This window comes from Legionella sp., from assembly GCF_049790535.1.
Classification (GTDB): Bacteria; Pseudomonadota; Gammaproteobacteria; order Legionellales; family Legionellaceae; genus Legionella.
Genome location: NZ_JBAQZB010000131.1, coordinates 36,680 through 51,591 on the forward strand (window position 1 = coordinate 36,680; position 14,912 = coordinate 51,591).

Below are 14,912 nucleotides of genomic sequence, written 5' to 3' on the forward strand. Positions count from 1 at the left end.
TTATTTTACCGACTTTTGCTTAATGTTTACACCTTTGATTGGCATCTTTGAATAATTTAGCGGTATTCATTAGCTAAGATCACTTGCAAGCCAGCTTCAGTTAACGATAAATATTTATAATTAGGATCTGCAGTGGTACGCTCCAACCATTCATTTGCAATGCAAACGTCAGTTAATTTTTGCGCCATTTCAACTGAAATAGGAGTATGAAGTTTTTGCGATAACATCGATGCTGCTTCGTCTTCAATAGTTAAAAACACCTGATCCCGAGTAACACCACGGACTCTCATTTCATCATAAAATAATTTTAAAATGTCTATTTCATTCATGAGGCTCACCTTAAATTAATTTAGGGCTAAATTCCATAATATAAAGTATTGTTGATAACTCTTAGGAATGTCAATTCGAACATAAATTATAGAGAATTTTTAATATCTAAAACCTGGAAAATCCAAGTAAGCTAAATAATAAATTTCGTTTCAAGGTACTGAAATAAGCTACATTGTGTTGATTTTATAAATATCTAATACAATCAATTAACAAACGGTACTGTTGGTAAGCAAATTATCCTTTTTTATCGAAAAATAAAAAGTGAGTTAAGAGGGAAGTTAATCTTTCAACGTGCTCTACGCATTAAATAAAGCCCAAATAACGCAAAAACAAAAGTTGGCCCTAACGCAGCTAATTCAGGTGGAATTTGAAATACCGTGCTTACTGGACCAAAAAAACGACTCAAAATATGAAAACCAAAACCTGCAGCTGCTCCAATTAGTAATTTTGAACCCATAGTTGATGAACGCAAGGGACCAAATATAAAAGGAATAGCTAAAACCATCATGACCATCGTTGTAAAAGGCTGAATAATCCGTTGTAAAAAAGCAAATTGATAATTATGTGTATTTTGATGAGTATGTTTTTGTTCGCGAATATAACGATTAAGTTCACGTAACGTCATTTCATCAGGCTCAATACTACTAATTGTCAAAATTTTCGGCTTTACAGGCACATCCCATGGAAGCATCGCAAAAGTATGTGCTTTAGTTTGCTCTCCATTGAATTCGGTTTGCTGAACGTTATAGGCAATCCAACCTTGCGACGTATATTTTGCCTCACCAATTAGCCGAGCAATTTTTAAATGATGTTGTGCATCAAAACGAAATTGATAAATATTTTGCAACTCATTAGATTGAATACGACCTACTGAAATAAAATCATTTCCATGTCGCAACCAAAAGCCTTTTGAGGTTCGTATGCTTTGTCCGCCACTAACGGCAGCCGTTTTATAATCATTAGCATAATGAGAAAAATACGGAACGATGGTTTCACCCAATATGGTGACCAGAATAATCAAAAGCACAGAGGCTTTTAAAACAGCCCCTGTTATTTGTAATAGAGACATCCCAGAAGCACGCATCACCACTAACTCATGGTGATTCGCCAGAATTCCAAGGCCAATCAAAGACCCTAGTAGGCTGGCCATAGGAAAAAATAAATAAACTTGATAGGGCATTTGCAACAAAACAAAAAAAGCTGCTTGCATAATTCCATAATCAAATTTTCCCAAATCACCCAGCTGATCAACAAATAAAATAAAAATCTGCAGTCCTACTAGCATTAAGGTGACTAAACCAATAGAAGTCAGAACTGTTTTTGCAATATATCGCTCTAACATTTTCATGCTAATTTCACCTGATTACGCCAGATCAAGAATAAACCTAAGGCGATCACAAGAAGATGAATCCACCATAAACCAAGCCACGGTGGAATTGTCCCGGAAACTACAGCATCACGTCCAATAAACATCAAATTAGCATATAAAATATAAATAATAATGGCAGGTAATAATTTGGCATACTTGCCCGAACGTGGGTTTATCCGGCTAAGTGGTACGGCTACTAGAGTCAAGGTAAGTACCATAATAGGAACCGATAAACGCCATTGCAATTCTGCTGCTTTTCCTCGATCTGCATTATTTAAAGGCCATAGACTCACCGTGCTAAATGTTCGTAAGTCATCACCAATTTTTATTTTCGGATGGGGCAAACGGGCTTTATATTCGCCAAATTCAGCAATTTGATAATCTGCATGGCCAGGAGTCCCCTGATATTCCTTACCATTTTGGAGAATTATATAATCTTCTCCTGTTTTTGCATCGGTTTCTGCAAAAGCCTTATCTGCCCATAAAACATCCCAACGTATTTTATTATTTTCATTAGTATGTTTTGCCAAAAAAAGTTGTTTTGCCTTACTGTGATCACGACTCATAGATTGTACATAAAATACTTCCCGCCCATCGTTAATGGCATGAAATCGTCCAGGCATAATCGTTTGGACTAAAGTTTGTATTCCCGTTGTACGTAACAATTTAGCCCGCTCAATGTAAATATATGGACTAGCCCAAATCATCACTGATGCGACAATAGCAGCCACTACTGTCGCCATAATAAAACTGTGTTTTAACAATTGGCTTGGGCCATAACCACAAGCGCGTAATACTGCCATTTCACTTTCAGCATACAAACGACCGTAAGCAACCAACATTGCAATATAAAAACCTAAGGGAATTAGCAAACTCAGTAAAGTAGGTAATTCGAGCATCATTAATTTCATAATAATGACACCTGGAATACTTCCTGAAGCAGCCCGATTTAAATATTGAATCAATTGGTTACTCAAAAAAATTAAGACCAATATAGAAGTCAACGCAATTAACGTAATAAAGACTTCTCGGGCTAAATAGCGAAAAATAAGCACTCAAATCCTTATATTGAGATGATATTTAGAATGTTTTTTCATTGGTGTCTTCTTGTTGAATACCGCCGATAACCCATTCTTTATTGTTATCAAACTGACGGAAATGCCAGATTTCAGTAAATCGAGTTGCGGGATCGTCATTTTCTTTAATCAAACCCGTAAAACGAACACTGGCAATGAATGAATTAGTTTGTTTAGAAATATCGAGTAATTCTGCATCCAAATTAATTACCTCAGTTTGATTGGGTGCATCACCCTGTTCATCAAGTTGCATTTTTATTTCTGCAAAAACTTCAGGGGCGGTAAATTCTCTTAAATCATGTATATTCTTCTCGTCATAAGCTGCTTGTAAACGATTAAATTTTACTTTAGCTTCACGTAAAAAAGCTGCTGAAGAAAAATTTGCCGGCATGTTGGTAGTGCTACTATTCGCTGCAGTACTGTTAAATGCTTGGGTAAAATCATTAAAAGAGTTTTTATTAAAAGTATTGTACTGTCCTGCTTGCAAACCGGGTTGCATTCTTTTACGGAATAAATTGACCACAAAAAATATCAGTGCACCTAAAAAAATCCAGCTTATTAAGCCACTAGCAAGACCATGTCCCATAAAGAGACTGGTTAATAAGCTACCAATTAACAACCCCCCTAACAGGCCACCCCATTTATTGCTACGAGCACGTTGCCCCAGGGGAGTAGTATTTTTTGAGGCTTTATTAGGTGAGAACATGCTGCTTTGAGAGCGTTGGACACCAAAGCTTCTACCATTACCGAAGCGTTTGGCTGATGCTTCATTAATTAATAACCCAAAGCTTAGTAATGTAATAAGTAAACATGAAGTGAACATCCGCATAATATCTGACCTTATTTTAAATAGGGATTATTAGTATATCTGAAGTAGGGCAATTTTTCCTCTGTTTAAACAATCACTTCGTTTAATATAAAACCATTTAAAATCCCTGGTGTAAATGGATTCACCTGATTATTGGTTTTTAACAAATAACGTCCTGAATTGCTATTTACTTCAAAGAGTATTTGTAAACTGGAGCTGTCTTGTTCATCAACTAAAACGTTCACTTTTTCCAGTAATTTAAACAACGCCCAGTTTCCTTGCTCAGCCAGTTCGTAATGATTGCCTTCGATAGAATTGAGTACTAATTTTGCGTTTGCTTGTGGCCAGAAAAAGCGAATTAAAGAATCACTGCTTTGGTTATCTGTGAGCCTAGTTTTACCAATCTCAAGAACAAGGCTGGCAACAACTGGATCAAGATTGATTTTTTGCAGACTGAATTCAATCCTACTTTCATTGCGTTGATAAGGAAAAAACATATTGGTAATAATATTTGCACGTACTAGGGCATCGAGTGTATCGGATGATATAGGTATTATTGAGTCATTTACTGCTTTGGGTTTCCATTCAGCACTTGAAATATCTAAGAATGGTTTCACAAAGTTTTCAGTAAAAGTATTTAATGAACCATTTGTGGAAAAAAAGTGATTAAAGTCAGTAATTGCTATTTCTTTTTGCTGTGTGGAGTCAAAGGGATAACGTTTGGCGATGTTACTCTGGTATTCTTTATAAATTGTGTGTTGCCATTGCTGGTTAATGTATTTACGACTGTCTTTAATGAGCAGAGTCCAGGTTTCACTTGCTAATTGTTTGGCCCAGGTACTTAATGGTTCTGGTAATTGTTGTGCCTGATTATAGAGCAGGCTTACTGGATCGGAGGCCACATCATTGATAAAACGTGATCGTGTAATATTAAATGCTGTTTTTCCATCATCATCGAGCATGGAGAAAGTAGAAATAAAACGCTCTAAGTCCATAATTTTCACGCTTAATTTTTTAGTACTGGAGAGACTCATTAAGTTTAACTCAGCAAATTGATTGGCAATGAACTGATTAAAAGGCGACGTATTGCTTGTCATATCTGCGTTGGTTTCTTTTTGAATTAAATGAACCAAATTGGTAATTGTATGTGATTGTGCCAGATTCTCGATAATCTCACGTCCTTGTTGATAGTCTTGATAATGCGCAGGTTGTGACTTACGTATAAACGTTTGCCACCAGGTCACATAATCAAGGCAATAGGTATGTATTAACATATTAGGTAATTCAGCCAAGTCTTGACGCGCCAGTACCCAGTTTTCTTTTTGTAAAGTTTGACTTATCTGTGTTATTTTTTGCATCACTTTACTAAAGCCTGTTTTGGTATAATAGACAGGCAATTTCTCAGTTGCTAAAGTAAATCCCTTAGCTGAAATTTTTTGATGGTCTTTTGGAAACAACTCTTTAGCAAGAAAATAATAGAGATAACCAGTAGGTAAGGCGTTTAAATAATTTCTGGCATCACTGACCACCTGCTGCTTCACTAGTATTTCTTGAGGTGGTTTTTTTAATGATTGTTTGAGTAGTGCTAATTGTTTTTTCAAAACATTTTTAGGAAGATTATTCCATCGTGCAGCAAACCAATTATGTATTTGCATTGCTGAAAAATGTTCAGGTTGACTCAACATCAAATATACTTTTAGGGCGTTGTAACGAACAATAGGTGTATTATTTGGATTATTAATGACTTCTTCAATCTCCATAGCTAAAGCAGGTAGAAATTCAGCATGCAATCGATATGCAGTCGTGTTTTGTAAATGGCTTTTTAATTTATATACAGCAGCTAGGGATAAAGAATTACTGGGAATGGTGGTCATTGTCTTAGCTGCATGAGATAGATGATAAAGGGCTTGTTTGTCTTTGTCTTTTTGGTTATTTAATAACTCATAAGCAAGTAATTCTCTACTTGCTACATCTAACAGACGTATCGCTTTATAATGATGGTGGATTAAAATACATAAGCTGATTCCTGCAATGGCTACAGTAATGCCAATAAGTGGTTTTTGGGGAAATCTTATTGGTTGCGGTATCAGACTGCATTGTTTTTGAATTGTTTTTAAGGCACCTTCAACAAAGAATGCCCTAAAATTGGTGGCCTGTGGAAATGTATCCTGCACAACAAGCGCATATTCATGCTCAATTTTTTTGTTTAAACGGTCAACACTGACACCGCTTTGTTCTGCGCTGGTGAAATAAATCGAGTTCAGTTGAAAGAGTTTGGGTGAAATACCCTGTAGCAGTGAATGAATAGGGGCGCGTAAACTGGCAACCTGAATTGGAAATTCACGAATTAAACTGCGTCTCATTGTTGAACGGACAGTGTGCATTTTGCTAATTACTTGTTGGCCCAATGTTTCAATAAACTGACTGAATTGTGAAGTAAAGGTTTCAATTTTTTTGTTTAATTCATTGGGGCAATTCAGTGAAAAGCCTAGTGGTTTTGATAAATCTGAGACATGATTTGTTTGATAAAACTCAGTAAAACCGGCTAAAGCATCCATTTTTGTGATTATTAACGCTAATTCAACCGGATACCCTAAATTAATTCCCCAGCGCTCTAGTAACTGTAAGTGTGCTTTTCTTTGTTCGGTGAATTGTGTGCGATCAGTAATGAGTAAGTCATTAACCTCAAGACAAAGTACAAGCCCAGTAATTTTAAGGTAATGATTGCAACAATTTAATTGTTTGAGTGTATTTTGTATTAAAGTCTTACTATTAGTGAACCAGCTTTCACCCAACTCGACCATAATTCCTTGTTGGTTAAAATAAATTTTGGCCTGTTGTTCGCTAAATACAGGTAGTTCTTCCATAGCGCTTTGTTTTAGTAAAGAGGATTTGCCTTGAGCATGTTTTCCTGTTACCAGTACAAAAGATAGCTGATTATTTTGTGGTTTTAATCTGGAGAGTATTTTTTTTATGGTGTCGCATAATACGCGTAAGGAATTATCCATTAGTTATCCAACAATGTAAATTGAGAGTGTCCAAATAAAATGATTTTTGCTTTATTATCCAATAAAAGATGACTGGTAAAAAACGCAAGTGTGACTATAGCTGCTGCAGCGGCTAAAGTTATTAAAGTTGTTTTATAATTTTTTTTGATTACTTTGGATAAAGGATTTTCATTGAGTAAACGTTGTGGTTTATTAAAGCGGTGCTGCTGTATTATTTGGTAGAGTTCTTCAATGTAATTGTCTAATACTTGGCGACCATCTGCCTTAAGATGATATTGTCCTTCAAAACCGATAATTAGGAAAAAATAACTCAGTTCAATCAGATCAAGGTGTTGGTTAGGTCTTTCTTTTACATAATCAAGAATTTCAAAAAAACGCACTTGCGGCGGAGTATTATCATGGGTCAATGGGGTGAATGCCTTAAATTCAGCAGTCACATGGTTTACGCGCATGTAATTCTTACCCAAAACTTCATCTACAGTCGCCGACACTAAATAATAGGCAATGGCAAGTGTCTGTTCAGGGTATTTAGAAGCATTGAGTTTACTATGAAAAGCCAGCAATTCATGTTCAATATTTTCTCTAAAGCGTTCAATAGGAGGCAGTGATAAGCTGAGGTAAAGACGCTCTAATACGGATAATAAGGGGCCAGCAGCAGCAACCAGAGAATTGGTAGAAACAGGAGTGCTAAATAATTTGGAGCGATAGTAACCTTGTGGGACTAATAAAGCGCCCGAATCAACGATGAGATTGCTGACAAGTGAGGCAGGATAATTCTCAGCGGACATGGTTTGCTCCTAAATCAGTTTTACCTAGCTTACAAAGCCGTTTGCAAATTTTAAAAATTCAAAAAGAAGATAATACGTATATAATCCTCTTAGTTCAAGTAAGTCAAGTTTTGTCTAGAGGAAGTACCTTAGGAGAAACAGCAATTAATTAAAATGAAGCATATAGGGTTAAGTGCATTTAATTTTAAGTGTATTTCAGTTAATTTATTCACCTTGACCTCTCTGGCTAGGTGCAACCCCGAAAGGAAAGTTATCCACGGTTACTCTGCAATAGGGAATATTTTATTTGCATCACTCTGTAAAAATAAGATACTATCGGCGGCGTAATAGGGTCTATTTTAGTGCTATATTTATAGCATGGATACTTATTATTAATGATATTGGGTTTTGTCTTTAATTAAGACTTAATTAGTACTAGATTATTAGCTTTCGGAGTGTTATGCTGCGCATCAGCAAATTGGCCGATTATGGAACAGTTGTGATGGTGTACCTTGCTAGGCATGCACAGGAACTGTGTAATGCACGTGATATTGCCTTACATACTCATTTGAGTGTCCCTACGGTAAGTAAAATTTTAAAATGTTTAACCAGCGCGCGCCTCTTAGCATCCGTACGTGGGATGGCTGGTGGGTATCGGTTATGTAAATCTGCTACTGAAATTTCTATAGCAGAAATTATTTTTGCGTTGGAAAAACATCGTGGTTTTACCGAATGCAGTTTACAACCTAATGACTGTTCGTTACAAGAAGTATGTACTATCCAAACTAATTGGCGATTAATTAGCCAAGCGATTGAGGCCGCATTGGATAGTGTGAGTTTGGATTCCTTGGCAAAACCAACTCTGCAAGCACGTGATACAGAGCGTGTTCGACAATTAGCAAGTGGAGTCAATCGTGGCTAAAAGCAGTGAGCAAATTAATTCTCTGCTCGATAGAGAATATCAACATGGTTTTATAACCGACATTGAAGTAGAAACTTTTGAACCCGGACTGAATGAAGAGGTGATTCGTCATTTATCAACCATTAAAGGGGAACCAGAATTTCTACTCGAATGGCGTCTGAAAGCATACAGACATTGGCTAACTATGCCTCATCCTGAGTGGGCCAGCGTGCATTATCCACCGGTGGATTACCAGTCTATTTCTTATTATTCGGCACCTAAAAATCAAAAAAACGCACCCAAAAGCCTGGATGAAGTTGATCCTGAATTGCTTAGAACTTATGAAAAACTAGGAATACCTTTAAGGGAACAGGAACTGTTGGCAGGTGTTGCCGTTGATGCAGTTTTTGATAGTGTTTCTGTAGCGACTACCTTTAAAGCTAAGTTAGCGGAAAAAGGTGTAATTTTTTGCCCATTTTCAGAAGCGGTACATCAATACCCTGACTTGCTAATGAACTATCTGGGTTCTGTAGTGCCTTATCGAGACAATTTTTATGCTGCTTTGAATTCAGCAGTATTTAGCGACGGTTCTTTTGTGTATATCCCAAAAGGGGTACGTTGTCCTATGGAATTATCTACGTATTTTCGTATTAATACAGCGTCTACTGGTCAGTTTGAGCGTACACTCATTATTGCTGATGCTGACAGCTATGTGTCTTATCTGGAAGGCTGTACTGCACCGATGCGTGATGAAAATCAATTGCATGCAGCGGTAGTTGAGTTGGTTGCCTTAGAGGGGGCACAAATTAAATATTCTACCGTACAAAACTGGTATCCCGGCGATAAAGAAGGTAAAGGCGGTATTTATAACTTTGTAACTAAACGGGGTGCCTGCCGTGGTAAACGTTCTAAAATTTCCTGGACGCAAATTGAAACAGGTTCCGCTATTACCTGGAAATATCCTAGTGTGGTTTTGCAAGGTGATGATTCTGTCGGTGAATTTTATTCGGTTGCTTTAACCAATAATTATCAGCAAGCTGATACCGGCACCAAGATGATCCATATTGGTAAAAATACGCGTTCAACAATTATCTCCAAAGGAATTAGTGCAGGACGTGCCCATAATGCTTATCGTGGCTTGGTGCGCATCGCGCCCACTGCGACGAATGCGCGTAATTATACGCAGTGTGATTCAATGCTTATGGGTTCTGAGTGTTCTGCGCATACTTTTCCTTATATAGAAGTCAAAAATCCTACAGCTCAGGTAGAACATGAAGCGACGACTTCCAAAATTAGTGAAGAGCAATTGTTTTATTGTCAACAACGAGGAATTGACACTGAAGATGCGGTTTCTATGATTGTAAACGGTTTTTGTAAGCAGGTATTGAAAGAATTGCCTATGGAATTTGCTGTGGAAGCCACTAAGTTGTTGGGTTTGAGTCTAGAAGGGGCAGTAGGTTAATATGTTAAAAATCAATGAATTAAATGTAGAAGTTAACGAACAATCAATCTTAAAGGGCATTAATCTAACCGTAAATGCAGGAGAAATTCACGCCATCATGGGTCCTAATGGCTCTGGTAAAAGTACCTTATCTAAAGTCCTGGCTGGTCATCCTTCTTATCATGTGACTCAGGGTGAGGTGACTTATTTAGGAACAGATTTGGCACCCTTATCACCTGAAGAGCGAGCGCGTGCCGGCGTTTTTTTATCTTTTCAATACCCAGTAGAAATTCCTGGGGTAACGAACATTAATTTTCTTAAAGCTTCAGTCAATGCAGTGCGTAAAGGTCAAGGAAAAAATACTTTGGATGCTATTGAGTTTTTGACCTTTATTCGTGAAAAATGCGCCTTACTGGATATGGATGAAAGTTTTTTATATCGCAGCATCAACGAAGGTTTCTCAGGGGGTGAGAAAAAACGTAATGAAATTTTACAGATGGCTGCTTTAGAACCTAAATTAGCAATTCTTGATGAGACAGATTCCGGTTTGGATATTGATGCGTTACGTATTATTTCTCAGGGGGTGAATGCAATGCGTTCTCCTGAGCGTTCAATTATTCTGGTTACTCACTATCAACGCTTGCTTGACTATATTGAGCCTGATTTTATTCATGTCTTAGTGAATGGTCGTATTATTAGATCAGGTGACAAAACACTGGCGCTCGAACTTGAGAAGAAAGGATATGGCTGGCTTGAAGAAATGGTGCAGTGATGAATGAGATTCTGGATTTTTATCAACAACAAGCAGCGGCCAGTTTATCGATCATTCCTTGGCTTGCCCAGTTACAATCTAAAGCATTAACTGATTTGAATCAGTGTGGTTTTCCAGGGCGACACGATGAAGAATGGAAATATACTCGTGTTGATGCTTTATTAGAGCAATCCTTTAGGTCGTATAATAAAGATTTAACTGTCTTTGCGCCTAAAACATCGGATTTACCTATAAGTCAACAAATCGTCATTGAAAATGGACTGATTGGAGGTGAAGTAAAGCTTGCTAAGACTTTGCCTGCAGGGGTGGTGGTATTACCTTTAGCCACGGCATTAACGAGTCATTCTGAATTAATAAAATCGTATTTGGGAAAAATTCTGCAACAAGAACATGGATTTCATTTTTTAAATACAGCGATGATTCATTGCGGTGTATTAATTTATATTCCCGCTGGCATTTGTATTGAAGAGCCTATTGCCTTGACGCATAGACAGGATCAATCAAACCAGATGGTTCATTTACGGCATTTGATTATTGCTGAAGAGGGTAGTTACGCTACGATTGTTGAGGATTACCAAGGTTTGGAAAATAGTAGTTATTTAACTAATACCGTAACTGAAATTTTTGTAGGGACGAATGCCAAATTCACACATTGTAAAATTCAACGAGAAAGTAAAGCTGCATATCATTTAGGGCATGTAGCGGTAAAACAAAATACCGGCAGTGAATTTGCCACTCACTCACTAAGTGTAGGTGGCAAGTGCGTGCGTTCGGATCTTAGTTTGTATCTACAAGAAGAAAAAGCTCATTGCTTAATGAATGGAATTTATGCGCCTGGAGAAGGACAGCATGTAGATCATCACACAACCGTGTATCATCTAGTCCCGAATTGCACTAGTGAACAGGATTATAAAGGTATTTTAACGGGTCGTTCGCGTGCAGTGTTTAATGGTAAAGTGTTTGTTGCTAAAGATGCACAACATACAGATGCCAAACAACAAAATAAAAATCTATTACTTTCAGCACATGCGGAAGTGGATACTAAGCCACAATTAGAAATTTTTGCTGATGACGTGCTCTGCTCGCATGGTGCGACTGTGGGGCAATTGGATGAAGAGGCATTATTTTATTTAGCGACGCGAGGAATTGCTCGTATTGAAGCATCACAGTATTTAATTCATGCGTTTACCAAGAATAATTTACGGCTTATTCCGTACCCGAAACTGGCTGATTTTATGAGTCATTTATTAACACAACAATTGGAGGAGACAAATGGATACGATTGATTCCTTAGTTGAAACTCTTGATCTCATTACGATTCGCAATGATTTTCCTATCCTCCAGCAAAAAGTAAACGATTATGATTTAATTTACTTTGATAATGCTGCAACAACTCAAAAACCTAAAGCGGTAATGGATGCGATTACACAGTACTATGAGCATGATAATTCCAACGTGCATCGAGGCATACATGCGTTAAGTGTCCGAGCGACTGACCTTTATGAAGCAGCTCGTTCCAAAGTAAAGCATTTCATTAATGCACGTTCGGCGCGTGAATGTATTTTTGTACGCGGTACTACTGAGGGAATTAATTTAGTCGCACAAAGTTATGTTGCACCACGTCTTTTACCTGGAGACCAAGTATTAATTACCCATATGGAACATCATTCGAATATTGTTCCATGGCAGATGGTCTGTCAAAAGACTGGGGCCAAATTACAAGTAGCACCTATTTCTCTGGAAGGTGAAATCATTCTGGAAGAATTTGCCAAAAAATTAAATGAAAAGACGCGTTTTGTTGCGATTAATTATGTATCAAATGCTTTAGGCACGATTAATCCTGTGAAAAAAATGATTGAAATGGCGCATGAATGTGGCGCTTGTGTTTTATTGGATGGTGCACAGGCAATTGCTCATTTACCAATAGATGTACAGGATTTAGGTTGTGATTTTTATGCTTTTTCAGGACATAAAATGTATGGTCCGACTGGCATTGGTGTGTTATGGGGTAAAGAGTCTCTTTTAGAGGAAATGCCGCCTTATCAAGGGGGAGGCGAGATGATTCATTATGTTTCCTTTGCCTCCACTGAGTATGCGCCGTTGCCACAAAAATTTGAAGCAGGTACACCTAATATTGCTGGTGCTATTGGTTTGGGCGCAGCAATGGATTATTTAAGAGGCTTGGATTTAAAAACGGTAGCACTTTATGAGCATGAATTATTGAATTATGCAACTGCTGGGGTTCAATCTATTGGTGATTTTAGAATCATTGGCACTGCCAAACAGAAAGTACCTGTGATTTCTTTTATACATGAAACGATTCATGCACATGATATTGGTACCATCATGGACAGCAGAGGTATTGCTTTACGAAGCGGTCATCATTGTGCTATGCCGTTGATGGAGTTCTTCGGAATTGCTGCAACTTCACGTATTTCACTTTCTTTTTATAATACGAAAGAAGAAATAGATCGCTGTATTGACGCATTAAATCAAGTGAAAGAGGTATTTGCATGAGTGCTGATTTGCGTGAACTGTATCAGGAAATCATTATTGATCATAATCGTAATCCACGTCATCACTACCCTATGGACGATGCTACAACTCAGGCTAATGGTTTTAATCCTTTATGCGGTGATAAATTAACTGTCTATGTCAAATTAGAAGATGATAGAATTAGCGAGTTGAGTTTTTTAGGGTGTGGCTGTGCCATCTCTCAGGCTTCGGCTTCTCTAATGACAGATATAATTAACGGGAAAACAATTGAAGAAGCTCATGAATTATTCCATCGTTTTCATCACATGTTGACACAAAACGAAGAAGGACAATTAATGTTAATGGATAAATTATTGGTTCTGGCGGGAGTCAAAGCTTATCCTGCACGCGTAAAATGCGCTACTTTGGCTTGGCATACTTTGGAAGCAGCATTAAATAAAAATGCGAATGTGGTGAAAACGGAATAGGGTCTGGCGATATTTCCGATGCTCACCTACTGATATGCTGCGTTTGGATGCTCTAAAAACAGTCCATTATGGTGCAAACGAGCAAAAAATAAACAGACCCTAGATAAAGTACGAATTTTATAATAAATGGATACCTGTATGTTTGGCATGAAAAAAAAGCAAGATACTGAGGTAATGAAAGAGGCCGTAATTACTGCCCTCAAAGGGGTTTATGATCCTGAAATTCCGGTAAATATTTATGATCTGGGTTTAATTTACACGATAACGATTAATGATGAGGCACATGTCGACGTACAAATGACTTTAACTACTCCTGGCTGTCCTGTAGCGCAGACTTTTCCTGGAACTGTAGAACAGGCAGTAAATCAAGTTGCTGGTGTTCGTGATTGCACGGTTGAATTAGTATGGGAACCGCCATGGACCCAAGAGCGAATGACGGAAGCGGCACGACTAGAGTTAGGAATTTTTTACTAAAAATGTGGCAACCTTCGGCATCGATTGAATTATTACGGCAACGTGCGCAATTACTAGCAAGAATCCGCGATTTTTTTAACACTCGTGGTTATCTGGAAGTAGAAACGCCAGTGATGGCACGTTATGGTACAACGGATGTATATTTGAGTACTATTAAAGCCACATTTCGTAACAACGTCTATTGTTTACAAACCTCGCCTGAATATCATATGAAACGCTTGCTTGCAGCGGGAAGTGGGTCTATTTTTCAATTGGCACGGGTGTTTCGTGATGACGAATTGGGACGTTGGCATAATCCTGAGTTTACTTTACTGGAATGGTATCAATTAGGTATCGATCATCATGCTCTTATGGAGGAAATGGACTTATTGTTACAAACAATAATGCAATCTCCACCGATGATTAAGAAAACGTATCAGCATGTCTTTCTTGAAGCGTGTGATCTTGATCCATTGACGGCTTCGTTAGTCCACTTACGAAAGGTTACAGCACGTTATGATTTGGATTATGTATTTTCACTTGAGGAATGCGATCGAGATCAGTATTTATTTTTACTGATGAGTCATGTGGTAGAACCATTCCTTGCTAGAGAAAAGGCTCCAGTTGCTGTCTATAATTTCCCTAGCTCGCAAGCTGCTTTGGCAAAAATTAGTGAGGGGGTCGCTGAACGTTTTGAAGTATATTATCAAGGTGTAGAATTGGCTAATGGCTTCCATGAGTTAACGGATGGGGAGGCACAGGCAAAACGCTTTGCTCAGGATCAACAATTAAGACGTGAAAAAGGGTTTCCTTTCGTAGAGGCAGATCCTAATTTGTTAGATGCTCTGGACCATGGCTTGCCTGCATGTAGTGGCGTAGCTTTAGGAATAGACCGATTATTAGCTTTAGCTTTAGATCAGCCTGAAATAGCCAGCGTTATCTCTTTTGATTTCACCCGTGCTTAATTTGATCTTCCGTCGGTAGCTTTCAATAGCTAAAGTAGTAATGAACAGTATTCCATAGC

At 37.8% G+C, this 14,912-nt stretch carries 14 protein-coding genes; 8 read left to right on the plus strand and 6 right to left on the minus strand.

Features of this window, described 5'->3' with window-relative positions:
• Positions 1-56: 56 nt before the first annotated feature.
• The 6 genes from WA877_RS08585 to icmH form a co-directional block, all read right to left on the minus strand.
• On the minus strand, positions 57-329 hold the full coding sequence (locus WA877_RS08585; protein WP_425170504.1) for a hypothetical protein: 273 nt from the start codon (positions 327-329) through the stop codon (positions 57-59).
• Between the two features lie 287 nt (positions 330-616).
• A complete protein-coding gene (lptG, locus tag WA877_RS08590) occupies positions 617-1,684 on the minus strand; it encodes an LPS export ABC transporter permease LptG (RefSeq protein ID WP_425170537.1) in 1,068 nt (355 codons plus the stop codon).
• Positions 1,675-2,754 carry an LPS export ABC transporter permease LptF gene (gene lptF / locus WA877_RS08595; RefSeq protein ID WP_425170505.1) on the minus strand — a complete coding sequence of 360 codons (1,080 nt, stop codon included), beginning with the start codon at positions 2,752-2,754 and terminating at the stop codon, positions 1,675-1,677. Before lptF ends, lptG begins: the two co-directional genes overlap by 10 nt.
• A 25-nt stretch (positions 2,755-2,779) precedes the next feature.
• Positions 2,780-3,604: a Tim44 domain-containing protein gene (locus WA877_RS08600; RefSeq protein WP_425170506.1), complete on the minus strand. Its 825-nt coding sequence runs from the start codon at positions 3,602-3,604 to the stop codon at positions 2,780-2,782.
• Positions 3,605-3,669: 65 nt separating this feature from the next.
• On the minus strand, positions 3,670-6,591 hold the full coding sequence (gene icmF, locus WA877_RS08605; protein WP_425170507.1) for a type IVB secretion system protein IcmF: 2,922 nt from the start codon (positions 6,589-6,591) through the stop codon (positions 3,670-3,672).
• Positions 6,591-7,379, minus strand: a complete 789-nt coding sequence (gene icmH, locus WA877_RS08610; protein ID WP_425170508.1) for a type IVB secretion system protein IcmH/DotU — start codon at positions 7,377-7,379, stop codon at positions 6,591-6,593. Before icmH ends, icmF begins: the two co-directional genes overlap by 1 nt.
• A gap of 439 nt (positions 7,380-7,818) precedes the next feature.
• Here icmH and WA877_RS08615 point away from each other — a divergent pair, with 439 nt between their 5' ends.
• The 8 genes from WA877_RS08615 (at position 7,819) to epmA (ending at position 14,853) form a co-directional block, all read left to right on the plus strand.
• Complete coding sequence (locus WA877_RS08615) at positions 7,819-8,280, plus strand: SUF system Fe-S cluster assembly regulator (RefSeq protein ID WP_425170509.1); 462 nt, start codon at positions 7,819-7,821, stop codon at positions 8,278-8,280.
• Positions 8,273-9,721, plus strand: a complete 1,449-nt coding sequence (sufB, locus tag WA877_RS08620; RefSeq protein ID WP_425170510.1) for a Fe-S cluster assembly protein SufB — start codon at positions 8,273-8,275, stop codon at positions 9,719-9,721. The genes WA877_RS08615 and sufB overlap by 8 nt, the downstream gene beginning before the upstream one ends.
• Before the next feature lies 1 nt (position 9,722).
• Positions 9,723-10,472 carry a Fe-S cluster assembly ATPase SufC gene (sufC, locus tag WA877_RS08625; RefSeq protein ID WP_425170511.1) on the plus strand — a complete coding sequence of 250 codons (750 nt, stop codon included), beginning with the start codon at positions 9,723-9,725 and terminating at the stop codon, positions 10,470-10,472.
• Positions 10,472-11,758 carry a Fe-S cluster assembly protein SufD gene (sufD, locus tag WA877_RS08630; protein ID WP_425170512.1) on the plus strand — a complete coding sequence of 429 codons (1,287 nt, stop codon included), beginning with the start codon at positions 10,472-10,474 and terminating at the stop codon, positions 11,756-11,758. The genes sufC and sufD overlap by 1 nt, the downstream gene beginning before the upstream one ends.
• On the plus strand, positions 11,745-12,989 hold the full coding sequence (locus tag WA877_RS08635) for a SufS family cysteine desulfurase (RefSeq protein WP_425170513.1): 1,245 nt from the start codon (positions 11,745-11,747) through the stop codon (positions 12,987-12,989). The genes sufD and WA877_RS08635 overlap by 14 nt, the downstream gene beginning before the upstream one ends.
• The gene (gene sufU, locus WA877_RS08640; RefSeq protein WP_425170514.1) at positions 12,986-13,435 is read left to right on the plus strand and encodes a Fe-S cluster assembly sulfur transfer protein SufU; all 450 of its coding nucleotides are present in this window, start codon (positions 12,986-12,988) and stop codon (positions 13,433-13,435) included. The genes WA877_RS08635 and sufU overlap by 4 nt, the downstream gene beginning before the upstream one ends.
• 138 nt (positions 13,436-13,573) lie before the next feature.
• Entirely contained in the window at positions 13,574-13,909 is a 336-nt protein-coding gene (locus WA877_RS08645; RefSeq protein WP_425170515.1) for an SUF system Fe-S cluster assembly protein, read from the plus strand.
• A 2-nt stretch (positions 13,910-13,911) separates the two neighbouring features.
• Complete coding sequence (epmA, locus tag WA877_RS08650) at positions 13,912-14,853, plus strand: elongation factor P--(R)-beta-lysine ligase (RefSeq protein ID WP_425170516.1); 942 nt, start codon at positions 13,912-13,914, stop codon at positions 14,851-14,853.
• Positions 14,854-14,912: the final 59 nt, after the last annotated feature.